General features: G+C 62.6%; 24 protein-coding genes. 15 read left to right on the forward strand and 9 right to left on the reverse strand.

From position 1 onward, the window contains the following. Positions 1 to 41 precede the first annotated feature (41 nt). The 4 genes from GCU68_RS10065 to dapA form a co-directional block, all read right to left on the reverse strand. Positions 42 to 1,382 carry a metallophosphoesterase gene (locus GCU68_RS10065; protein ID WP_152941245.1) on the reverse strand — a complete coding sequence of 447 codons (1,341 nt, stop codon included), beginning with the start codon at positions 1,380 to 1,382 and terminating at the stop codon, positions 42 to 44. 92 nt (positions 1,383 to 1,474) lie between these two features. After that, positions 1,475 to 2,311 (reverse strand): 2,3,4,5-tetrahydropyridine-2,6-dicarboxylate N-succinyltransferase, encoded by an 837-nt coding sequence (locus tag GCU68_RS10070; RefSeq protein WP_152941247.1) that lies wholly within the window; start codon positions 2,309 to 2,311, stop codon positions 1,475 to 1,477. Then, a complete protein-coding gene (gene dapB / locus GCU68_RS10075; RefSeq protein WP_152941249.1) occupies positions 2,308 to 3,075 on the reverse strand; it encodes a 4-hydroxy-tetrahydrodipicolinate reductase in 768 nt (255 codons plus the stop codon). Before dapB ends, GCU68_RS10070 begins: the two co-directional genes overlap by 4 nt. Continuing rightward, positions 3,072 to 4,001, reverse strand: coding sequence for a 4-hydroxy-tetrahydrodipicolinate synthase (gene dapA / locus GCU68_RS10080; RefSeq protein WP_152941251.1), 930 nt, complete (start codon positions 3,999 to 4,001; stop codon positions 3,072 to 3,074). The genes dapB and dapA overlap by 4 nt, the downstream gene beginning before the upstream one ends. A gap of 350 nt (positions 4,002 to 4,351) precedes the next feature. On the opposite strand from dapA, the gene GCU68_RS10085 reads away from it, so the two are divergent. Beyond that, on the forward strand, positions 4,352 to 5,176 hold the full coding sequence (locus GCU68_RS10085) for a M48 family metallopeptidase (RefSeq protein ID WP_152941253.1): 825 nt from the start codon (positions 4,352 to 4,354) through the stop codon (positions 5,174 to 5,176). A gap of 72 nt (positions 5,177 to 5,248) precedes the next feature. Beyond that, on the forward strand, positions 5,249 to 5,746 hold the full coding sequence (locus tag GCU68_RS10090) for a LabA-like NYN domain-containing protein (RefSeq protein WP_006066551.1): 498 nt from the start codon (positions 5,249 to 5,251) through the stop codon (positions 5,744 to 5,746). Positions 5,747 to 5,762: 16 nt separating this feature from the next. On the opposite strand, the gene GCU68_RS10095 is transcribed toward GCU68_RS10090, so the two are convergent. Beyond that, entirely contained in the window at positions 5,763 to 5,945 is a 183-nt protein-coding gene (locus tag GCU68_RS10095) for a hypothetical protein (protein ID WP_152941255.1), read from the reverse strand. A 151-nt stretch (positions 5,946 to 6,096) separates the two neighbouring features. Here GCU68_RS10095 and GCU68_RS10100 point away from each other — a divergent pair, with 151 nt between their 5' ends. Next, positions 6,097 to 6,588, forward strand: a complete 492-nt coding sequence (locus GCU68_RS10100) for a PUA domain-containing protein (protein ID WP_152941257.1) — start codon at positions 6,097 to 6,099, stop codon at positions 6,586 to 6,588. 129 nt (positions 6,589 to 6,717) lie between these two features. Here GCU68_RS10100 and GCU68_RS10105 read toward each other — a convergent pair whose 3' ends face one another. Then, positions 6,718 to 6,942 carry a hypothetical protein gene (locus tag GCU68_RS10105; protein WP_152941258.1) on the reverse strand — a complete coding sequence of 75 codons (225 nt, stop codon included), beginning with the start codon at positions 6,940 to 6,942 and terminating at the stop codon, positions 6,718 to 6,720. A gap of 114 nt (positions 6,943 to 7,056) precedes the next feature. Then, a complete protein-coding gene (locus tag GCU68_RS10110) occupies positions 7,057 to 7,671 on the reverse strand; it encodes an HD domain-containing protein (protein WP_152941259.1) in 615 nt (204 codons plus the stop codon). A gap of 116 nt (positions 7,672 to 7,787) precedes the next feature. On the opposite strand from GCU68_RS10110, the gene GCU68_RS10115 reads away from it, so the two are divergent. The 7 genes from GCU68_RS10115 to GCU68_RS10145 all read left to right on the forward strand — a co-directional run bounded on the left by GCU68_RS10115 (position 7,788) and on the right by GCU68_RS10145 (position 16,269). Beyond that, a complete protein-coding gene (locus tag GCU68_RS10115) occupies positions 7,788 to 8,162 on the forward strand; it encodes a nascent polypeptide-associated complex protein (protein ID WP_152941261.1) in 375 nt (124 codons plus the stop codon). 7 nt (positions 8,163 to 8,169) lie between these two features. Beyond that, the gene (locus tag GCU68_RS10120) at positions 8,170 to 8,952 is read left to right on the forward strand and encodes a methyltransferase domain-containing protein (RefSeq protein ID WP_152941263.1); all 783 of its coding nucleotides are present in this window, start codon (positions 8,170 to 8,172) and stop codon (positions 8,950 to 8,952) included. Between the two features lie 248 nt (positions 8,953 to 9,200). Beyond that, the gene (gene ppsA, locus GCU68_RS10125; RefSeq protein WP_152941265.1) at positions 9,201 to 11,540 is read left to right on the forward strand and encodes a phosphoenolpyruvate synthase; all 2,340 of its coding nucleotides are present in this window, start codon (positions 9,201 to 9,203) and stop codon (positions 11,538 to 11,540) included. A gap of 123 nt (positions 11,541 to 11,663) precedes the next feature. Beyond that, positions 11,664 to 12,749 (forward strand): tyrosine decarboxylase MfnA, encoded by a 1,086-nt coding sequence (gene mfnA, locus GCU68_RS10130; RefSeq protein ID WP_152941267.1) that lies wholly within the window; start codon positions 11,664 to 11,666, stop codon positions 12,747 to 12,749. Positions 12,750 to 12,752: 3 nt separating this feature from the next. Beyond that, a complete protein-coding gene (locus GCU68_RS10135; RefSeq protein ID WP_152941268.1) occupies positions 12,753 to 13,088 on the forward strand; it encodes a hypothetical protein in 336 nt (111 codons plus the stop codon). A 149-nt stretch (positions 13,089 to 13,237) separates the two neighbouring features. Then, entirely contained in the window at positions 13,238 to 15,340 is a 2,103-nt protein-coding gene (metG, locus tag GCU68_RS10140; protein ID WP_152941270.1) for a methionine--tRNA ligase, read from the forward strand. 164 nt (positions 15,341 to 15,504) lie between these two features. Next, complete coding sequence (locus tag GCU68_RS10145; RefSeq protein ID WP_168927087.1) at positions 15,505 to 16,269, forward strand: potassium channel family protein; 765 nt, start codon at positions 15,505 to 15,507, stop codon at positions 16,267 to 16,269. 34 nt (positions 16,270 to 16,303) lie between these two features. Here the strand turns inward: GCU68_RS10145 and GCU68_RS10150 are convergent, their stop codons facing one another. Further along, on the reverse strand, positions 16,304 to 16,591 hold the full coding sequence (locus GCU68_RS10150; protein WP_152941272.1) for a GYD domain-containing protein: 288 nt from the start codon (positions 16,589 to 16,591) through the stop codon (positions 16,304 to 16,306). A 119-nt stretch (positions 16,592 to 16,710) separates the two neighbouring features. Between GCU68_RS10150 and pyk the strand changes: the two genes are divergently transcribed. From pyk to GCU68_RS10175, 5 genes are all read left to right on the forward strand, one after another. After that, a complete protein-coding gene (gene pyk / locus GCU68_RS10155) occupies positions 16,711 to 18,468 on the forward strand; it encodes a pyruvate kinase (protein WP_152941274.1) in 1,758 nt (585 codons plus the stop codon). 65 nt (positions 18,469 to 18,533) lie between these two features. Next, the gene (locus GCU68_RS10160) at positions 18,534 to 18,956 is read left to right on the forward strand and encodes a DUF7312 domain-containing protein (RefSeq protein WP_152941276.1); all 423 of its coding nucleotides are present in this window, start codon (positions 18,534 to 18,536) and stop codon (positions 18,954 to 18,956) included. A gap of 80 nt (positions 18,957 to 19,036) precedes the next feature. After that, the gene (locus GCU68_RS10165) at positions 19,037 to 19,633 is read left to right on the forward strand and encodes an NfeD family protein (protein WP_152941278.1); all 597 of its coding nucleotides are present in this window, start codon (positions 19,037 to 19,039) and stop codon (positions 19,631 to 19,633) included. A 73-nt stretch (positions 19,634 to 19,706) separates the two neighbouring features. Continuing rightward, positions 19,707 to 20,855, forward strand: a complete 1,149-nt coding sequence (locus GCU68_RS10170; protein WP_152941280.1) for an SPFH domain-containing protein — start codon at positions 19,707 to 19,709, stop codon at positions 20,853 to 20,855. A 98-nt stretch (positions 20,856 to 20,953) separates the two neighbouring features. Then, positions 20,954 to 21,571 carry a winged helix-turn-helix transcriptional regulator gene (locus tag GCU68_RS10175; RefSeq protein ID WP_152941282.1) on the forward strand — a complete coding sequence of 206 codons (618 nt, stop codon included), beginning with the start codon at positions 20,954 to 20,956 and terminating at the stop codon, positions 21,569 to 21,571. Positions 21,572 to 21,969: 398 nt separating this feature from the next. Here GCU68_RS10175 and GCU68_RS10180 read toward each other — a convergent pair whose 3' ends face one another. Beyond that, positions 21,970 to 22,203 (reverse strand): DUF7123 family protein, encoded by a 234-nt coding sequence (locus GCU68_RS10180; protein WP_152941284.1) that lies wholly within the window; start codon positions 22,201 to 22,203, stop codon positions 21,970 to 21,972. Positions 22,204 to 22,375 lie beyond the last annotated feature (172 nt).

Here is a 22,375-nt window from a genome sequence, read left to right on the forward strand (position 1 = left end):
CAAGGCTTTGGATTTACAGGTGCGCGGGTTCTCAGCGCTACTCACTCGGCTGGCTTCGGTTCTGCCACTACCGTCTCATCTTCGATGACCGTCCCCTCGGGTAACTCGAGTTCGGGCTCTCGGCCGACGGTGAACAGGCGTTCGGTGAGGGTGAGTTCCTCGGCTTTCGGGCTCGGTTTCTCGATGGCCTCGTAGTCGACGACGATGCCGCCAGCCTCGGGTTCGGCGGCGATACGGACCGTACAGAGCTGGTAGGACGGGTAGAACACCGGCGGGAGGATGCCGGTAATCCCGTCGCGTCGATGGAGGCGTTTGAGCCACGTCCCGGTGTTGACGGCCACGCCGCCCTCAAGTTCCTGTAGTCGCGGGCGGTGGGTGTGGCCGTAACAGAAGACGGCCGTCTCCGGGTCCTCCTCGAACACCTCGCGGGCTGCTTCAGCGTAGGGCGTCTCGGCGTCGACGGTGAGTTCGGTTTCGAAGATCCCGAACCGACTGATGGTCTTCCTGACGTCCCGTCGGATGAAATACAGCGGGATTCCGACGAGCATCACTAAACCCGTGATCGTGACGTTGACGGCGAGCAGGAACCAGATCGCCGTGCCTGCCGTGCCGAACCGGCTGAGAAAGCCGGTCGCTCGGTCGATCGGCATCGACCAGATGCCTGCGAGATCGAGGCTCGTCAGGATGACGAGAAGGACGCTGATGTTAAACAGCAACAGAAACGGCACCAGCGCGTACCGAAGCACGGGGTTCATCTCGCGGTAGAAGTACTTCGAGAGGAGCCACACCGGCATCCGTTCGGTCGGCGTCACTGCCTGGACGTCTTTCAGCCAGTTGTATCGGCCTCGATCCGAAAGCTGTCCCGCCCGACTGGTGACGAGCGTGTTGTAAAAGTACCCGAGCGGCGTGGCGTACGGATTCCCCCAGTCCTCGATCCGGTTGTTCGGGTCTTGCTGGTGACCGTGTTCGAAGTGGATCGCCCGGCTGCCGACCGGCCGCGTGATCGACTGTTCCTGGACGAGCGTGACGTTGTACTCGGCAAAGCGCTCGACGTACTCGTCGTAGGCGGCCAACTCGTGGTCGTGATTGCCCGGAAGCATCGTAATCGGGATATTCTCCCCGGTCGCCCGGAACTGCTCGAAGAGCTTCGGATACGTCTCCTCGAGTGAGTCGAACTTCTCGATTCCAGAAATCGTGGTGAACTCCCAGAGTCCGAACGCATCGCCGTTGATCACTAACTCAGCTGGCTCGTCGGTCTGCTCGAGCCGTTCGAGAAACTCCAGCAACTCGTCGAGAAACTCGACGTCCTCGAGTTGCTCGTCGCCGCCGATGTGGAGATCGCTGATGACGTAGTAGACTCGGTCATCATCGGTCGCTCCCATTGGACCACTCTTTCACTCGGGTATAAAAACGGTTTCGTGTCGTCCCGGCTCTCGTCGAACGGTGACGGAGTGACGGCTGTCTGCGGTTGCGGTTACTCTCGCAGGGCGTCTTCGCGTTCGGTCGCCTCGAGGGTTTCCGTCTCGAGGTCAGTCGCGACGACAGCGGGTTTGTACGCGCCGCCCTCGAAGAGGTCGTGGTCGCTGATCGAGGATTCGACGAAGCGGGTGAACGCGCGTCGATCGGCGGGTAGTTCGCCGTACAGCACTTCCTCCTCGACGAGGTCGTACACCGGGATGCGCGGCGTCAGCAGCGTGTTCTCGCCGACGACGCTGTTCTCGCCAACGACGAAGCCGCTCGTGACGCGACAGCCAGCGCCCAGCGAGACGTTGTCCTCGATGATGACCGGTGCGTTCTCGACCGGCTCGAGCACGCCGCCGATGAGGGTGTTCGCGCCGAGTTTGACGTTCGCACCGATCTGTGCACACGAACCTACCGTATCACAGGAGTCGACCAGCGTGCCGTCGCCGACGTGGGCGCCGATGTTGACGAACGCCGGACTCATCAGAATGCAGTCCGTGCCGATGTGGGCACCGCGGCGGACGACGGTGCCGTCGGGCGTGTTGCGGCTCCCGCGGTCGCCGTAGGCGCTCGAGTCTGCCAGCGGAAGGACGTCGTTGTACGTGACGCCGCCGTACTCGCGGGGCTCGGTCGCGCGCAGGCCGAAGTTGAGCAGAATGCCCTGCTTGACCCACTCGTTTGCCTCCCACGCGTCGCCGTGTTTCTCGGCGGCGCGGATCTCGCCGGCCTCAAGGGAGTCGAGGAAGGCATCGAGGGTCGTGTACGCGTCTTCATTTGCGGTGTCCGCACTTACCTCATCGTTCTGGTACTGTCCCCACAGCTCGTCGATTTCGCTCTCGAGTGCGCTCATTCTGCGATCACGTCCGCAAAGTCGTACCAACCTGCCTTTTGTCCAGCGATCCACGCCGCTGCGTCGACGGCTCCGGCCGCGAAGACGCCGCGGTCCTCTGCGCGATGGGTGAGCCGCAGTTCCTCGTGGTTGCCCGCGAGGAGCACTTCGTGTTCGCCCGTGATATCGCCGGCACGGAGCGCGTGGACGCCAATCTCACCGGTCTCGCGCGGCTGTTCGCCCTCGCGACCGTGCGTGCGCTCGGTGAACTCGCCGTTAGCTTCGATCTCGGCGAGCAGGCGGTTTGCCGTGCCACTCGGGGCGTCACGCTTTGCGTTGTGGTGAGTTTCGACGAGTTCGACGTCGTACCCCGGCAGGTTCTGGACGGCCTCGCCGACGACGTTCAGCAGGGCCTGCACCCCGCGGGCGAAGTTCGGCGCGTGGAGGACGGCGACCTCCTCGCTCGCATCCTCGAGGGCTTCGAGGTGGTCGTCGTCGAAGCCGGTTGTGCCGGTGACGAACGCGACGTCAGCGGCGGCACAGGCCGTGGCGTACTCGACGGCCGACTCGGGACCAGTGAAGTCGATGACGGCCGTCGGTTCGCACTCGGCGAGCAGCGAGTCGAAGTCGTCCGCGGACTCGATTTCAACGCCGTCGACCGTCTCACCGTCGGGGCTTCGGGAGACGGCGAAGACGACCTCACAGTCGGCGTGGTCGTCGACGGCGGCGATCACTTCCCGGCCCATCCGGCCCGTCGCGCCGGTGACACCGACTCGGACCGTCATCGATCGTCCTCTCCGCTGCCGTCGGCGACCGCGGTCGGCTCGGCCTCGAGATCCGCGAGGATGGCCTCGAGGTCGGCGCGATGCTCCTCGGAGAGGCGGGTCAGCGGCGACCGCATCCGGGCCGGGCCGTACCCCCGGATCTCCATCGCTTCCTTGACCGGGATCGGGTTGGTTTCGACGAACAGTTCCCGGAACAGCGGCCCGAGTTCGTGGTGGATCGCTCGAGCGCGGTCGTAATCGCCGTCGAGGGCCGCACCGACCATCGCGCACGTGCGCTCGGGTTCGATGTTTGCAGCAACGCTGATGGTCCCCGTGCCGCCGACCGAGATGACTGGCAGGGTGAGCGCGTCGTCGCCCGAGAGGACGGCGAAGTCCTCGTCGACCGTTCGCTCTGCAATCTCGCCGATCTGGCCGAGATCGCCGCTTGCGGCCTTGTAACCCGCGATGTTCTCGTGGCTCGCGAGCTCGACGGCGGTGTCGGGCTCGATGTTCTGGCCCGTCCGCGAGGGGACGTTGTAGACGATCTGTGGGAGGTCGATCGCGTCGGCGATCGTTCGATAGTGCTCGATGAACCCGCGCTGTTCGGGCTTGTTGTAGTACGGCGAGATCAGGAGCAGGCCGTCAGCGCCGGCCTCGGCGGAGCGCTCGGAGAGTTCGAGCGCTTCACGGGTGTTGTTCGAGCCCGACCCCGCGATAACGGGGACGTCGTCGACGGCGTCGATGACTGCTTCGACGACGTCGACGTGTTCGTCGTGAGTCAGCGTCGCGGATTCGCCTGTCGAGCCGACGGGGACGAGCCCGTCGACGCCCGCTGCCTCGAGTCGCTGGGCGTCGGCCTGCAGTGTTTCGAAGTCGATACGTTCGTCGTCGGTGAACGGCGTACACATCGCGGGAAAGACGCCGGTGAAGTCGATATCGGATGTCATGGGTTGTCTATTGCTGTGTGAGTCGGTCGTTGGATACTTTATTATGATGATTCACGCGTGGGGTGTCCAACTCGACGTCGCTCGAATCAGACTGGCTCCGGCTCGCACCCGGGACGGGGGCGCTACGCCCGCCTCGAGCACACTTCACACGCGTTTACGTTTCGAAAAACGAGCAACGGCGTCGCTCACGACGGGCGTATCGGGCCGGTGAGCGACGTGACGCATAACTGGCTGGTCGGACTCGACCAACTTAGCCGTTGTGTCTTCGATCAGTTACTGGCCCACAACAGTGTCACAGGTTACCAGTATCTTTCGCGTAATTTATCCCGCAGCAGTACGTATATCTGACTATGACAGATTTCGGACTGAAGATCCGGATGGTCGTCGTCGGCACCATCCTGTTCGCCTTCTACGTCGGGGCAGCGACGGTTCTCGCCCTGATGTTCGGTGTCGACCCGCTCCTGGTACTCCCCGCAGGTATCATCATCCTGCCAGCCTTCCAGTACAAACTCGGCAAGTGGATGGCGCTCAGAGGCGCCGAAGAGATGCCCGAGGACGGTCCGTACCGTGACGTCCACCAGATGACCGAATCGCTCTCCCGCGATATGGGCGTCAAGAAGCCAAAGCTGATGGTGATGGATATGGGCGTCCCCAACGCCTTTGCCGTCGGTCGGAAAGGCGCTGGCGTCGTCTGTGTCTCGACGGAGCTCATGCAACTCCTCGACCGCGACGAACTCGAGGGCGTCATCGCCCACGAGATCGCCCACATCAAAAACCGCGACGTCATCACGATGGTCGTCGGCCAATCCATCGGGATGATGGTCGGCTACGTCGCCTACTTCGCCGTCCTGATGGGCGGCGAGCGAAACATCGGTACCTGGATCCTCGCGATGGTCGCCTCTTCACTGGCGAACATGCTCGTGATGATCTTCGTGCTGGCGATCTCCCGATACCGCGAGTATGTCGCCGACGACGACGCCCGACAGTACATCGGCAGCGGCGACCCCCTCGCTCGCGCCCTCGAGAAAATCTCGAGTGGGGCGGAAGGTCGCGAATCCACCGTCGACGACAGTATGAGCGCGCTATGTATCTTCAACGCCGACAAGAGCCTCATGGCACAGCTGTTTGCGACTCACCCACCGACCGAAAAGCGCATCGAGAAACTCCGCAGCTAACGACCGCGACCGGCCGACGCAGCATCGAACGACCGACGTGACTTTTTACGTCCGCGCGTAGCACTCTAGTACGTGACGGAAATTCATCCCGGTCAGCGCGTCGCCGTCCTCGTCGACGCTCAGAACCTCTATCACACCGCACAGAGCATCTACAGCCGCAATATCGACTACTCTGCGCTTCTCGACAAGGCCGTGCAGGATCGCCAGCTCACCCGCGCGATCGCGTACGTGATCCGTGCGGAAGCGCCCGACGAGGAGAGTTTCTTCGAGGCGCTCGTCGATATCGGCTTCGAGCCCAAGATCAAAGACATCAAGACGTTCGCCGACGGCACCAAGAAGGCGGATTGGGACGTCGGAATGAGTCTCGATGCAGTCACACTCGCCAATCACGTCGATACGATCGTCCTCTGTACCGGCGACGGCGACTTCTCGCGACTTTGTTCACACCTGCGCCACGAAGGCGTCCGCGTCGAAGTGATGGCGTTCGAGTCCTCGACCGCTGACGAACTCATCGAAGCGACCGACTCGTTTCTCGACCTCGGCGACCGCCACGAAACGTTCCTGCTCTGATCGCGGTGCCCGAGGCTCAGGACTGATTCGAGTACCGGCGCTGTGACAGCCCGATCAGGAGCGCGTATCCGGTAATAAAGAGTGTCACACCCGTCAGGAGGTACATCATCGTCCCCGAGACGAGGGTGGCCGGCCCGGCCAGCGTCAGGGTGCCGAAGACGAGCAACACCACCCCAAGCACGATTTGCGTGACGTCCATGCGATATAGTTACTACTCGATCGAGTATTATAATGTTCTCTATCTCGTTTTTGTTAGTTAAACTGGACGTTCACCCTGTCCTGTGTCTTCGACCGCGCAGTCACGACGCGAGGTCGAAGGGCTTTCGACGGCCCGCATGCAATCTCGCCCAATGAGCGAGTCAGTCGACGAGAACGGGCAGACGGGCCTTTCGAATCTGCGAATGATCGCGGACTACCAGTTCGGTGCCGGCGCCGGAGAAGCGCTGTTCCCGCCAACCGAATCGTTGACGATCAAACGCACCACGTCGGGACGCCCCCAGCAGGTCCATGCCGAAAGCGGTCGGCTCGTATCCTTTGGCATCGACGGCCGCTTTACCCTCGGCCTCGAGGGCGGTCGCCGACTCCACGACGCTCTCGAGCATCCGGCCTACCGCGTCGTCGTCGACGACGAGAGCGAGCCGTTCGTCCGCGACGAAAAGAACGTCTTCGCGAAGTTCGTCCTCGAGGTCGGCGACGAGATTCGACCCGGCGACGAGGTGCTTGTGGTTCACGAGCGCGGCGAGCTGATCGCGGTCGGCACGGCACAACTCGGGGCCGACGCGATCGAGGATTTCGACACCGGAATGGCGGTGACGGTCCGCGAAGGCGCGCCCGCGGAGTAGTCTCACTCTACGTATCCGGCTGCACGACGGCTGCTCGGGCAATATGAAGCGTGGTTCAGTTAGTAGGCACTGTTGCGATACGGTTTTTCAGCTGTTGGCCGGCGTGGAACAACTACTCACTACAGGTGCTTACTTATCTTTCAATTCACCGTATAAGTTGACGAGCGTAGTGAGTAGAACCATCCATCCAATGAACGTAATAACAATCCCGCTGCCTTGATAGGCAGCAAACCGATACCAAGAGTAACCTGTAGCAGACAGAAACTCGTTCATTCCATATACAATAATGAGGCAGCCAAGAGTTGCGCCTGCCGAATACTTCCCGATGAGTACGGCAGCCCCAATTCCTGTCATAATATCATCAAATAATCTCGTGTGTAAAGTATTTCTCCTGTACTGACCGCTGGGGTTCCAGAGCGGTCACGTATTGAGGTTTCACTCGAGCCAGTTGGCCGGTTACTTCGCAGGTCAAATTTTGCAGTCGCGCCCGATCTCCTGTTCGTATCGCGTTTTGATCTGTTCGAACAGAGCGTTGCCAACAGACGTTTCGAGCCGCGGCGCGGCCGTCGCGAAGAACTCGTCGAGGTTCTCGTACTCGGTGAACGCGTCGTTTGGTTCGGTCTCGTCGTAGCGGCTTTCGCGTTCGTATTTCAGCGCCTGCAGACAGTTGTCGAGCAGATCCATGTCTTTGACGAACTGCGCGGTGGGCGTCTCCCGGGCTTCGTACTCCTCCCAGAGCGTCAACCACTCGTCCGTCTCGAACGGCTCGAGCAGTTCCGTGATGGCGTTTCGCTCGAGTACTTCCTTTTCATCGCTCGGGGGGGACCGGGTGTCGTCGGCATCCGCTGCGCGGGTCGGAATATCGCCCGTGCGCGCCTCCGCGAGGTCGTGGACGAGTGCCATCGCAACGGCTCGGTCGCGGTCGACCGCGGCTCGATCAGCGTAAAAGAGACACAGCGTGGCCGTCCCCCACGTGTGGGCGGCGACCGACTCCGGCGATTCGATCCCGCGGAGGACCCACCCCGTCCGGCGTTCGTCTTTCAACTCGAGCAACTCGAGGAGCGCGTCGAATTCGTCGCCCATACGCCGACGGTCGGTGCGCTGGCCCGTTGAACACGTCGGTTCTCGACGGTCGCGTGCGGGCGGTGGCCGTATGCCGAACGACAAAGTAAAAGGTCGCGGGTGGCGACGTGTCGGGTATGTTTGGAGGAGGCGGCGGACTGAACCCGCGCAAGATGGAACAGATGATGAAACAGATGGGGATCGATGTCGAGGACATCGAGGCCGAAGAGGTCATCATCCGAACCGACGAGTACGACCTCGTCTTCGACGACGCCGAAGTCACGAAGATGGACGCCCGCGGGCAGGAGACCTATCAGGTCATCGGCTCACCGGAACAGGTCGAATCCGGAGCCGGTGCCAGCGCCGGCGGCGACGCGGATTCCGGCAGCGCGATCCCGGACGAGGACGTCGAACTCGTCGTGACTCGAACCGGCGTTAGCGAGGACGAAGCTCGCGAAGCGCTCGAGGAGAACGACGGCGATCTGGCCGCAGCAGTCGGCTCCCTCGAGTGACGAGCGCGTGAGTGACGATTCAGCTTCCGAGACGACCCGCGGGAGCGACGGCGACGGGCGCGTTCCGGTCTTGCTCGTCCGGGGCGACCGCGAGTATCTCGTCCAGCCCGGCGGCGAGCAGGGAACCGACCTCGGCGTGCTCGAGGTTCCCGAGGACGTCCAGCCGGGCGAGACGATCGAGACGCATCTGGGTGACGAATTTCAGGTGCGCCGGCTGCGCGGCCCCGATCTGTTTCACCACTTCGAGCGCACGGGTGCGCCGATGGTGCCCCGCGACGTCGGCCTCGTGATCGGTGAAACGGGGATTTCCCGCGGCGACCGTGTGCTCGACACCGGGACCGGCACGGGCGTGCTCTCGGCGTCGATGGCCCGCGCTGGGGCCTCGGTTGTGACCTACGAACGCAATCCGGAGTTCGCCGAGGTCGCCCGCGAGAACATGGCGCTCGGTGGCGTCGCCGACGCCGTCGACGTCCGCACGGGCGATCTGACTGAGGAACTCGAGGAACTCGAGGACGAGTCGTTCGACGTGCTGACGCTCGATACGGGCGATGCACCGTCGGTCGTCGAACACGCCCCCGACCTGTTGGTCGACGGCGGTTTCGTCGCGGTTTACAGCCCCTTCATCGAGTCGACCCGCGAAGTCGTCCACGCGGCTCGAGAGGCCGGCTTATCGAACGTCCGGACGCGCGAGACGATCCAGCGGGAGATGCAGTTCGACGACCGCGGCTCCCGGCCGTCGACCGCGCCGGTCGGCCACACGGGCTATCTGACGATCGCCCGAAACGTCTGAGTTGGCCCAATCTGACGCCGGATCGGCGTCGACTCGAGCACGGACTCGGAGCCGGCTGTCGTGCCAACTACTGCAGTGCAGATTCGTGACGTGCGTGAACAGCCATCTTTTCGCACGACAATCACGCTGTATGTCGACGCTACCGGCGTATTTCTACCCTACTATAGATCCTCATTCATTTTTGAGTTCCTAATCGTGGCGGCTGTTCGCAACCTTCTTTATCGGCTCGCTTGTCCACCGATATAGAGATGGCTGTACTCTGGCTGGACGAGATCAGTGCCGGCGACTTGGAGAAAGTCGGCGGCAAAGGCGCCTCCCTGGGCGAACTCACGGGTGCTGGGCTGCCCGTGCCACCAGGATTCGTAGTAACTGCCGGGACCTATCGATCGTTTATCGAAGAGGCCGAAATCGACGACGAACTGTTCGACGCCGTCGACGTCGATGTCGACGACTCGAGTGCGCTCGCCGAGGCGGCCGATCGTGCACAGGAACTCATTCTCGAGACACCGTTCCCCGACGAGCTGCGCGAGGAAATCCTCGAATCCTACGCCGAGATCGGCGACGGCGAGGCGTTCGTCGCCGTTCGATCCTCGGCGACGGCCGAGGACCTCCCCGACGCATCGTTCGCCGGACAACAGGATACGTACCTCAACGTCACCGAGGAGAACCTGCTCAACCGCGTTCGAGAGTGTTGGGCCTCGCTGTTCACCCAGCGGGCGATCTACTATCGACAGGAACAGGGCTTCGACCACTCGGTGGTCAACATCGCGGTCGTCGTCCAGCAGATGGTCGACGCCGAGAAGTCGGGCGTGATGTTCACGAGCCACCCCTCGACCGGTGATCCAACGATGATCATCGAGGCCGCGTGGGGACTCGGCGAAGCCGTCGTCTCCGGTGCCGTCTCGCCGGACAACTACATCATCTCCCGCGAGGACGGCGACGTCGACGTCACCGTCGCCGAGAAGAAGGTGATGCACGAAAAAGACGAGGAGACTGGACAGACCGTCGAGCGCGAGGTTCCCGAAGACAAACGAACCGAACGCGTCCTCAGCGAGGACGAGATCGAACAACTCGTCGAACTCGGCGAACGCGTCGAGAACCACTACGACCAACCCCAGGACGTCGAGTGGGCGATCGTCGAGGGCGAGGTCTTCATGCTCCAGTCCCGTCCGATCACGACGATCGACGAGAGCAGCGGCGAGGCGGCTGCAACCGGCGCGACGATCGACGTCTCCGAAAGCGTTACTGACGGCAGCGGGAGTGCACAGGCTCAGGCCGCCCGTGGCGACAAACCTTCGAGCGATAGTGCCTCCGGCGAAGTCCTCGTCGACGGCCTCGGCTCGAGTCCGGGGACCGTCAGCGGGGCAGCCCAAATCGTCAGAAAGCTCGACGACTTAGAGAAGGTCGGCGAGGGCGACATAATCGTCACCGAGATGACGATGCCCGACATGGTTCCGGCGATGAAACGAGCCGCGGGGATCATCACCGACGAGGGTGGGATGACCAGCCACGCCGCGATCGTCTCCCGCGAACTGGGCGTGCCGGCCATCGTCGGCACGACCAACGCAACGACGGTCTTAGAAGACGGACAGATCGTCACGCTCGACGGCGACAAAGGCGCGGTGCTCGATGGTGAGACGGTCGAACCCGAAGAGGAAACCGAACCTGTCGAGGAGGTTCGCCCGCAGGCCCCAGTCAAGCCGATGACCGCGACCGAGGTCAAAGTAAACGTCTCGATCCCCGAGGCTGCAGAGCGTGCGGCCGCGACGGGCGCCGACGGCGTTGGCCTCCTGCGGACTGAGCACATGATTCTCTCGCTGAACCAGACGCCGGAGAAGTTCATCGAGGAAAACGGCGAGGACGCCTACATCAAAGAGCTCATCGAGGGCATCCGTGGCGTCGCCGACGAGTTCTACCCGCGTCCAGTCCGTGTGCGAACGCTCGACGCACCGACCGACGAGTTCCGCCAACTCGAGGGCGGATCGGACGAGCCCAAAGAGCACAACCCAATGCTCGGCTATCGTGGCATCCGCCGCTCGCTCGATCGGCCCGACGTCTTCGCCCACGAACTCGAGGCGTTCCGCCGGCTCTACGAGATGGGCTACGACAACGTCGAGATCATGCTCCCGCTGGTCAACGACGCCGAGGACGTCTACCGCGCGAAAGCGCTCATGAAAGACGCCGGGATCGATCCCGAAAAACGCAAGTGGGGCGCCATGATCGAGACGCCGGCCGCCGCGCTGTCGGTCGAGGAGATGGCCGAGGCGGGCATCGACTTCGCCTCCTTCGGGACGAACGACCTCACCCAGTATACGCTCGCGGTCGACCGGAACAACGAGAACGTCGCCGACCGGTTCGACGAGCTTCACCCATCCGTCCTTCGGCTAATCGGTGACGTCATCGAAACCTGCCGCGAACACGACGTCGCCACGAGCATCTGTGGCCAGGCCGGTTCCAAACCGGAGATGGTGCAGTTCCTCGTGAACGAAGGCGTCAGTTCGATTTCGGCGAACATCGACGCCGTCCGCGACGTCCAACACGAGGTCAAACGGACCGAGCAGAAACTGGTCCTCGACTCGGTCCGCTAACGCCGGTCACACGCGATTTCGCTGCATCGTTCGGGTCGATATCGACCCACGACACGTCGTTTTCCCGCGACCCCGTATTCGACAAACAGAACGCATAAATCGACACCAATCTACGTTCGTGATATGCAAATCGAGCCGCAGGCGTTCGACCGGGTGCTCTCGTCGATGTGTACGGAGCCCCACCCGGATGCACGCGAGGCGGCCGAGCGGTTTCTCGCGACGAATCCCGGCGATCCCGGCACGTACCCGACCGTGACGGCGCTCGAGGACGAAGCCATCGCGATGCTCGGCGAACTCACCGGCCTCGAGGAGCCGGCCGGCTACATCGCAAGCGGCGGGACTGAGGCGAACATTCAGGCCGTTCGGATTGCCCGCGAGCGGGCCGAGACACGGACGCCGAACGTCATCATTCCGGAGTCGGGTCATTTCAGCTTTCGAAAGGCCGCCGACGTCCTCGGCGTCGACCTTCGAATCGTCCCCACGGACGAGACGTATCGGGCCGATCTCGAGGCCGTCCGCTCGTGTGTCGACGAACAGACGGCGCTGGTGGTCGGCGTCGCGGGAACGACCGAGTACGGCCGCGTCGATCCGATCCCGGAACTCGGCGAGATCGCCGAATCGGTCGATGCCATGTTCCACGTCGACGCCGCCTGGGGCGGATTCGTCCTGCCGTTTACCGACGACGAGTGGCACTTCGGCCACGCCGCGGTCGATACGATGACGATCGATCCCCACAAGATGGGGCAGGCGGCCGTCCCCGCCGGCGGGCTGCTCGCTCGCTCGGACGACGTACTCGACGTACTCGCCGTCGACACGCCGTATCTCGAGTCGACGTCGCAGGCGACGCTGACCGGCACTCGCTCGGGCGCTGGCGTCGCGAGTGCGGTTGCGGCGATGGAGACACTGTGGCCCGAGGGGTACCGCAATCAGTACGTTCGGTCCCAGCGAAACGCCGAGTGGCTCGCCGATGCCCTCGAGAAACGCGGCTACGACGTCGTCGAGCCGACGCTGCCACTCGTGGCGGCCGACGTGCCCCAATCGACGTTCGATGCGTTGCGCGCGAAAGGATGGCGCATCTCTCGAACCGCGACCGGCGAACTCCGGGTCGTCTGTATGCCCCACGTTACCCGTGAGATGCTCGCCTCGTTCATCGCCGATCTGGATCGCCTCGAGATGCGTGCGAGCGTTCCGGTGACGAGCGACGACTGACGGATGGCGATGGATCGATTCGATATCGTCGCGTTCACCGGGTTCGTGGGACTGGTCGCGGCGTCGACGGTGCTCGAGGGAATCGTGGTGGCGGCCGCACTTGGCGGCTTTGCGCTCTCGCTCTCGAGTTGGCGACTGCACGCCGGTCGGCCCTGGGAGGCGCTGGCCTGGCTGGCGTGGGTCGGTGCGGCCGTCGCGCTCGTCGTCAGCCCAAGCGGATCCGCGTTCCTGCTCGCTTTTTTCGGCTGTTTGCTCGTGGGAGTCGGCCTTTTCTTCGGCAGTCGACTGGGGTTGTTGCCCGACATCTGGCTGGCTGACCGTGGTGACGGCGCGGACTGACGGCCCGCCCTGACTGTCTCGAGCGGCGGACTCGAACCGCCACTCGATGCTCGGGAAAGTTCCTTCGAGAGTTGTGGTAGCAAGAGTCACACCAGTGCCGTCGATCGAAAACCGGCGGGTTTTACGCCCGCCGCCGACTCAGCATGGGTATGAGCAACGACGAGTTTCCGACGGATCGACCCGCGGTCGTGACGTGTGGGTTGCCCTACGCCAACGGCGACCTGCACATCGGTCATCTGCGAGGCTATATCGGTGCAGACGCGTTCTCCCGAACGCTCGAGACACTGGGACAGACATCCGCCTACGTCTGTGGCTCGGACATGCACGGGACGCCGGTCGCCGTCAACGCCGAGAAAGAAGGCGTCGATCCAGCCGAGTTCGCACTCAAGTGGCACCACCAGTACGAGGAGACGTTCCCGCAGTTCAACGTCGAGTTCGACAACTACGGCCACACCCACGACGAGACCAACGTCGAGACGACCCAGGAGATCGTCCGCACGCTGGACGAGGAAGGCTATATCTACGAGAAGGAGATTCAGGTCGCCTACGATCCCGAGGCCGACCAGTACCTTCCCGACCGCTACGTCGAGGGAACCTGTCCGTACTGCGGCGAGAAGGCTCGCGGCGACGAGTGTGACGAGGGCTGTCAGCGCCACCTCGAGCCGGGCGAGGTCGAGAATCCGACGAGTACGATCACGGGCAACCCCGCGGAGTATCGCGAGCGTACCCACAAGTTCTTCGAGGTCTCGGAGTTCGCAGACTACCTCACCGAGTTCCTAGACGATCTCGAGGGGACCTCGAACGCGCGCAACCAGCCCCGCCAGTGGATCGAAGACGGCCTGCAGGACTGGTGTATCACGCGGGATATGGACTGGGGAATTAATTATCCTGACGGTGACGGCGACGAGGAGAGCGACCTCGTACTCTACGTCTGGGTCGACGCCCCGATCGAGTACATCTCCTCGACCAAACAGTACACCGAGCGCGTGGGGGCAGACGAATATGACTGGGCAGACGTCTGGCGGGCAGACGGGGATATCGTCCACTTCATCGGCCGGGACATCATCCAGCACCACGCGATCTTCTGGCCGGCGATGCTCGAGGGCGCAGGCTACAACGCGCCACGCGGGATCGCCGCAACCGGCTTCATCACGATCAACGGCAAGGGGCTCTCGACCAGCCGCAACCGGGCGATCTGGGCCAAAGAGTACCTCGAGGAAGGCTTCCACCCCGATCTCCTCCGGTACTACCTGATGACGACGGGCGGCCTCCAGCAGGACGTCGACTTCTCGTGGGAGGCGTTCCAGGAGAAGGTCAACGGCGAACTCGTCGGCACCGTCGGCAACTTCTGGTACCGCTCGCTGTTGTTTGCCTACCGCAACTACGAGGGAACGCCCGAGGCAGACGTCTCCGAGGAGGTCCGTGAACGTATCGAGGGGGCTATCGGCGAGGTTCGCGAGAGCGTCAACGACTACTCGCTTCGCGGCGTCGGGCAGGCCGCGACGGGACTCGCACAGTTCGGCAACGAGTACATCCAGCGCAACGAGCCCTGGAAGCTCACCGACGACGACCCCGAGCAGGCCGCACAGGTCATCCGCGACTGCGTCCAGATCGCCAAGGCCGTCGGCGTCCTCCTCGAGCCAATCGCTCCCGAGAAGGCCCAACAGCTGTGGGAACAGCTGGGAGAGGACGGCGAAATCGCCGATGCTCACCTTGAGGCCGCCCTCGAGGCCCCACCCCGAACCTTCGAGGAACCCGGCGAACTCTTCGCGAAGATCGAAGACGAGCGCGTCGAAGAACTCACGGAAAAACTCGAGGCCCGCGTCGAAGTCGCATCGGACGACAGTGACGAAGACGAAACCGAAAGCGACGACACCGATGGGGACGAAGCCGAGAGTATGGCAGACACAGACGACCTCGAGCCGTTGCTCGAGGACCGGATCGGGTTCGAGGACTTTCAGGACCTCGACATCCGCGTCGGCCGCATCGAGGAGGCCGAAGGAATCGAAGGCGCAGACGACCTCGCACGCCTCGAGGTCGACATCGGCTTCGAGACGCGACAGGTCGTCGCGGGGATCAAGCAACTGCACGACCTCGAGGAACTGCCCGGCGAGAAGTGTATTTTGCTTGCGAACATGGAGCCGGCGGAGCTGTTCGGTGTCGAATCGAACGGCATGATTCTCGCTGCGGGCGATCAGGCTGACCTGTTGACGACCCACGGGGACGCCGTCGTCGGCGAGAAGGTGCAGTAAGAATCTCGCTGTTCAGCTGCTGTACAGTCACTACCGAACTACCCGATCAATCGCGTTCGCTGTCGTTTTGAACAGTATCGGACACAATTCAGTAGCGATCCCGTTCAAACGGCAGAAAAAGCGTTATTGAACAGCTATTTGTATAGCGACATCGACCACCGTGTGTGTCCCTCGATAACACACCACTGCTTTCGGGCCGGCCGATCTTGCGTCGAACGCTGGCCCCGATCGGCGTCTTCGTCGCGACCGTTATCGTGGGCGTCATCGGACTCTCGATGCTCGGGAACGTCGGCTTCGTGGAGGCGACGTTCTGGCTGGTGGATCTGACGAGTATCGATCTCCACTTCGAGGACCACACGGGCCCCGAACGGGCGGCCAAGGCCTACGCCGTTCTCGTGACGGTCGGACTCGTTCTGACGGGGGTGTGGATCGGCGAGACGGTCGTTACCGAGGCGTTCGGGGGACGGATTCGAACGGAACTTTCACGAGTAACAATGCACCGACGAATCGAAAACACCGACGATCACGTCATTGTTTGTGGCTACGGGATGTTTGGGCGGACGATCGCTAACCGGCTCGCCGAGGCGGACCGGACGGTGGTCGTCATCGAAATCGACGAGAACCACGCAGAGCGCGTCCGAGAGGATGGGCACCTGCTGGTGAGAGGCGACGCCAGACGCGAGCAGGTGTTGCAAGCGGCGGGCGTCGAACGGGCGACGAAGCTTGTCGCTGCGATCGACGACTCGAACGTCAACATCCAGATTACGATCGTCAGCGGGACGGCCACGTCGTCTCCCGATATCCTCGTTCGCGTCGGTGAGGAGATGTACGAGTCGGTTGCGAGAGAAGCCGGTGCCGACGACGTCATTATCCCCGAAGTCGTCAGCGGTGAGCGCGTCACCCGTCTGCTAGAACAACCGGCGAACTGACTCGAGTCATCGTGTGAGAGTCTGTGCGCGGCAATCAGATATCGTCAACCAGATGCGCGAAGTCGTCAGTGTCAACGAGCGACATCGTCTGTGCCGACAGCCCGTGGCGACGGAGCGTCAGCGCTGATTTGAACGCCGACTCCTGGTCGGCTGCGTCGAAGACGACGAGGAAATCATGCTCACCTAAAATCGCATACGAGTCGATGATCTCGGCCTCGTGATCTTCGAACTCCGTTCTGATCTCACCCCAGATCGACGACAGTTCTTGGGCATTCTGGACGGTTCGGTCGTCGACGTCGACGAGCGATGCGTAAGTAGTCATGTCCTGTTTATCCGCCGGTCCCGCGGAAAACGATTGACGTGGCAGTATACTGCATAGAAAGAAACTCGGATATGAGTTAATCACCTATCTTTTTGACCGTGCTCGCGCTACGTCGAGCTATGAGAAACGCAAAAATCGTCTGCACGCTCGGGCCCGCCTCGAGCGATCGGGAGACGATCGGCGAGCTCGCCGACGCGGGGATGTCCGTCGCTCGGCTCAACGCGAGTCACGGTAGTCGCGAGGACCGAGCCGATCTGATCGATCGCGTTCGAACTGTCGACGAGAATCGGGCCGAGCCCGTCGCGGTAATGCTCGACATGCAGGGGCCGGAAGTCCGAACTGCGCCGCTTCCCGAGGGGGAGACGGTCTCACTCGAGACGGGGTCTGAGATCCAGTTCGTCGAAGGCGACGAGGCGTCGCCGGACACCGTGGGCCTCTCGCTGCCGATCGACGAGGTCGAGCCGGGCGACCGAATCCTGCTCGACGACGGATTGATCGAGACGACGGTCGTCGAACGCGACGGTGAGGCGGTTCGAGCGCGGGTCGACACCGGCGGCGAACTGGCCGGCCGCAAAGGCGTCAACGTCCCCGGTGTCGATCTCGATCTGGACATCGTAACCGAAAGCGATCGCAAGGACCTCGAGTTGGCCGCCGAGAAGGGGGTTGACTTCGTCGCAGCGAGTTTCGTCCGAGACGCCGACGACGTCTACGAGGTCAGCGAGGTTTTAGAGGAACTGGGCGCTGAGATTCCGATCATCGCGAAGATCGAGCGTGCGGGCGCAGTCGACAACCTCGAGGAGATCATCGACGCCTCATACGGGATCATGGTCGCCCGCGGCGATCTGGGCGTCGAGTGTCCGATGGAAGACGTCCCGATGATCCAGAAACGGATCATCCGCCAGTGTCGCAACACGGGTTCGCCGGTAATCACCGCGACGGAGATGCTCGACTCGATGGTTCACGCCCGCCGGCCAACGCGAGCGGAGGCGTCGGACGTCGCAAATGCCGTCCTCGACGGTACCGACGCTGTCATGTTGTCGGCTGAAACGGCCATCGGTGACCACCCGGCCGCGGTCGTCGACGCGATGGACAGCATCATCCGGCAGGTCGAGAACTCCGACGAGTACGCCGAGTTGCTCGAGCAACGTGTACCCGCCGCCGGCGAAGCGCGGACTGACGCACTGGCTCGGTCGGCGCGATTCCTCGCGCGTGACATCGGCGCGGACGCCGTCGTGGCCGCGACGGAGTCCGGCTACACGGCACTGAAAACGGCCAAGTACCGGCCCGGCGTTCCGGTCGTCGCCTCGACGCAGAGCCACGGTGTTCGCCGCCAACTGGCGCTGTCGTGGGGCGTCACGCCGCTGTACGCACGCGTCTCGGATCAGGGTGCTGACGCCGTCGTCGAGAAAGCCGTTCAGGCGGCGCTCGATGCCGGCGTTGCCGAGAGCGGTGACACCGTCGTCGTCCTCTGTGGGATGATGACCGAACTCGAGGGCGCGAATACGACGAACATGATGAAAGTTCACGTCGCGGCGGAGGCGCTGACGACTGGCCGCGTCGTCGTCGAGGGTCGAGCGACCGGCCCACTCGTGCGACTCACCGACGGCGATCTCTCGGACGTGCCTGAGGGAGCGATCCTCTCGCTGCCAGCCGACTTCGACGAGGAGTTCGAGGGCGACCCGACGACGATCGGCGGGATCATCGACGCCCAGCGGGGTCTGACTGGCTACCCGGCACTGGTCGCCCGAGAAATGGATATTCCGATGATCAGCGGCACCGACCTGACTGAACCGGCAGATGGAACCGTCGTGACGCTCGATGCCGAACGCGGTATCGTCTACGGCGGTGATATCAGCGACCGAACCGACCGAACCTGAGGTCGAAGCCTCGAGTCGAGCGCTCGGACCGCGGGTTTTTGATGCCGGACCAACTACAACAGGACATGCCAGACGATACGTCCGAAGCCGACGGTGCCGACGATAACAGACGAGAGTCGTCGCCAGACGGACCGGACGTCCACGACCCGAACACGGTACGGGATGACACTGGAAATCACTGGGGCGACCGTGGGTCTGACGACCGAATCGACGGGACGGACCGCGAGCGTCGGATCGGGGCCGACGAGACGCGCCCGAGGACCGACCGCGACGACGCCGGCGACGCGTACCGCGTCCCACTCGACCTCTCCGATACAGCTGACGACTCAGTCGAATCGGACGCTGCCGACGACGATCCGTACGGTCCAGAGCCCAGCTCGACGCCGGTCGAACCCGGCGATCCCGAACTCGAGAACGTCCTTTTCGTGATTTTCGGTGCACTCGCGATGCTCCTCGTCGTCTTCCAGGTCGTGTCGATTCCGCTGTGAGATCTCGACCGGGTCTTCGGCGGACGTCCCGCTGAAATCCCTCGGCAACCTTTAATCCGGGTGCGAACTTAGCTCGAGATATGCTCGCACTTCTCGTCGAGAATCTGCCCCTCGTCCTCCTGGTCGCCGGTCTCGTGCTGATGGGGCTCGAGGCACTCTCGCCCGGCGCTCACCTCATCGTCATCGGTGTCGCACTGGTCGGTGCGGGGATGATCGGTGTGCTTTTCCCGTCTCCGTTGAGTCCGTTCGTGTTGGCAGCGCTGACGCTCGTCATCGGCCTCGCCGCGGCGTACGTCTACCACGAGTTCGATTTCTACGGTGGCAAGGGGACTGCCCAGACGACCGACTCGAGTTCGCTGGCCGGGTCGATAGGCTACGTCACCGAGACCGTCACCGCTCGAGACGGCGAGGTCAAACTCGAGCAAGGCGGGTTCGCACCCTACTACAGCGCTCGATCGACGAGCGGGACGATCGAAGAAGGTGAGGAGATCATCGTGCTCGATCCCGGTGGGGGCAACGTGCTCACTGTCGAATCCCTCGGGGCGATCGGCGAGGACGAGATCGACCGCGCGCTCGCAGAGGGGGCCTCGGATTCCGAGTCTCGAGTCGACGAGCAGGCGGGTGGCCAGTCGAAGACGGACACCGGAACCGAGCCCGAAACGGAGAAATCGAACTGAGGCGGTCGAAATCAGTCGAACCTGTCGAGAAAATAAGAGAACGCTTTTCCCCCCACCACCGTAAGACCGGCATATGGTCCTGGACCTACTCCCATTACAAACCGGTACCGGCGGTGCACTGCTGTTCGTCGGTGCCCTTGTCCTCCTCGTCGTGATCGCTGCACTGCTCAGTGCGGTCGAGATCGTCGACGCCTACGAGAAGCGTGCGCTGACCGTCTTCGGCGAGTACCGCAAACTCTTAGAGCCGGGGATCAACTTCGTCCCACCGTTCGTATCGAACACCTACCGGTTCGATATGCGAACGCAAACGCTCGACGTCCCTCGGCAGGAAGCGATCACGCGGGACAACTCGCCGGTCACGGCCGACGCCGTCGTCTACATCAAAGTGATGGACGCCAAGAAGGCGTTCCTGCAGGTCGACGACTACAAGCGAGCCGTTTCGAACCTCGCCCAGACGACCCTGCGTGCCGTGCTGGGTGATATGGAACTCGACGACACGTTGAACAAGCGCCAAGAGATCAACGCCCGCATCCGTCAGGAACTCGACGAACCCACCGACGAGTGGGGGATCCGCGTCGAGAGCGTCGAGGTCCGTGAAGTCAACCCATCGAAAGACGTCCAGCGCGCGATGGAACAACAGACCTCCGCGGAGCGCAAACGCCGCGCCATGATCCTCGAGGCACAGGGTGAACGCCGCAGTGCCGTCGAGAAGGCAGAAGGTGACAAACAAAGCGAGATCATCCGCGCACAGGGTGAAAAACAGAGCCAGATCCTCGAGGCACAGGGTGACGCGATTTCGACCGTGTTGCGCGCGAGATCGGCCGAGTCGATGGGCGAACGCGCCGTCATCGACAAGGGGATGGAGACGCTGTCGGAGATCGGCCAGAGCGAGTCGACCACGTTCGTCCTCCCGCAGGAGCTGTCCTCGATGGTCGGTCGCTACGGCAAACACCTGACCGGCAGCGACGTCAAAGAAGACGGCCAGCAACTCGACAGCCTCGAGTTCGACGAGGAGACGCGCGAACTGATTGGGCTGGACGACATCGCCGAGATCATCGGCGAAATCGACGAAGAAGCCGAGATGGATCTCGAGGCGATGGAACAGGAAGCCCAGGCGATCAAAGAGGGCAAGGACGCGGCGACGATCTCCGATCCGGACGAGGTCATCGAGGAGATGGATCAGGAGTTCGCCGGTGGCGCCGACGCCGATCAGAACACGTAACGACAGATCTTATCGCGTTCGAGAAATTCAGTTTTCGGTGCATAAGACGGAGCGAAACCTGTTTTACCACTCGTCTCATTTCAGGAGATACGCATAGCATGACGAATCCTGATGGGGTCGACGAAGGGAAACGAGCGATCCTGCGTCGCTTTGCGGCGCTCGGCGCCGCGTCGCCGCTTGCAGCTCTCTCTGAACCGGCGGCGGCTGATACCGGTGAAAGCGACGCCCGTGATGCGATCGTTGGGTATCTCTCGACGACGCCTGGCGCCCATTTCTCGAAGATCCGGGACGACCTGCAACTCGGAACCGGCGAAACCCAACACCACCTACGCCGACTCGAGGAACTCGGGGCAATCGAACGCTACCGTGACGGCGATTACAAGCGCTTCGTCCCGGCGGATCGATTCGACGCGTTCGAAAAGCAGACGCTGGGCTACCTCCGCCGGGAGACTCCGCGCGGGATGTTGATCGAACTCCTCCTCAATCCGGAGACGACGGCCGGCGACCTCGCGACGGCTCTCGACGTTTCTGCCCCCACGGTGAGCAAGTACGCCGGCGAACTCGAGGACGCCGGATTGCTCTCCCGTGAGGACGGCTACGCCGTCGAACGGCCCGAGACGGTTCTGATCTTGATCGTCCGCCACGCCGACTCCTTCGGTGAGTCGGCCCGACGGCTCGCCCAGAACGCGGATCAGTTCATCGACTATCACGGCTAGACGTGTGTTACCAGCGATAACATCGTCTTACGGCGTGGCTGCCCTCCCGCTGGCCGGCCATACGACAACACATCGTGGCACGTGACAGCCGAGTTCGAGTCAGTATCGTGGACAGTTCCCGCGTGACGAACGAAAAGACGCTCGCTCAATATCGGAAGCCGCGGTTCACGGCAGCAGACCGGCTGCTGTCCCGAGTTCTCGGTGGTTCGCCGGATGGTCGTGGATGTGCCAGCACTGACGGATAGTCGTCCACACCAGACTGATCGACGTCCCTAGTGTCGTTTAGTGAACGATCATTCGATCGGGTGGGTGAAAAGCGCAATCGCTGTGTGTAATATAACCAGTAAAACGGTGAGCGGCGTGCATCGGCCGGAGAACAGGTGTCGAACGGGTGGTCGTTATATATCGACCTTCCACGTCGTACTCGAGGAGTAGCCCCACTTTTCGATTTCAACGTCGAGATTGCCGTTCTGGAGCGCCGTAATGTTCGAGCCGACCTCTTTCGCCGTCATTCCCAACTCCTGTCCGATGAGCCGAGATTTGAAGTAGGTCTTCGTTCCGGCGTTATCTCGGAGATACTGGAGGATCCGGCGTTGTTTGCTCGTGAGGTCGGTGGCCATTGCAGTGCTCATACGTCTGGGTACAGCAGGAGCACCCTTAGGGGGTTTGGTACGCGCGGTTAACCCGCTCCCGTCCTGCGATTTTGCGAGCGAGTAAGGAGACAATAACCGGGCAGAAAGCTTTCGTTGGTACAGCCGGTTAATATATAGTACTCGATGACTGTCGGCAGAACGTGACCGTCTC

The sequence above is a fragment of the Natronorubrum aibiense genome (assembly GCF_009392895.1).
GTDB classification, from domain to species: Archaea; Halobacteriota; Halobacteria; order Halobacteriales; family Natrialbaceae; genus Natronorubrum; species Natronorubrum aibiense.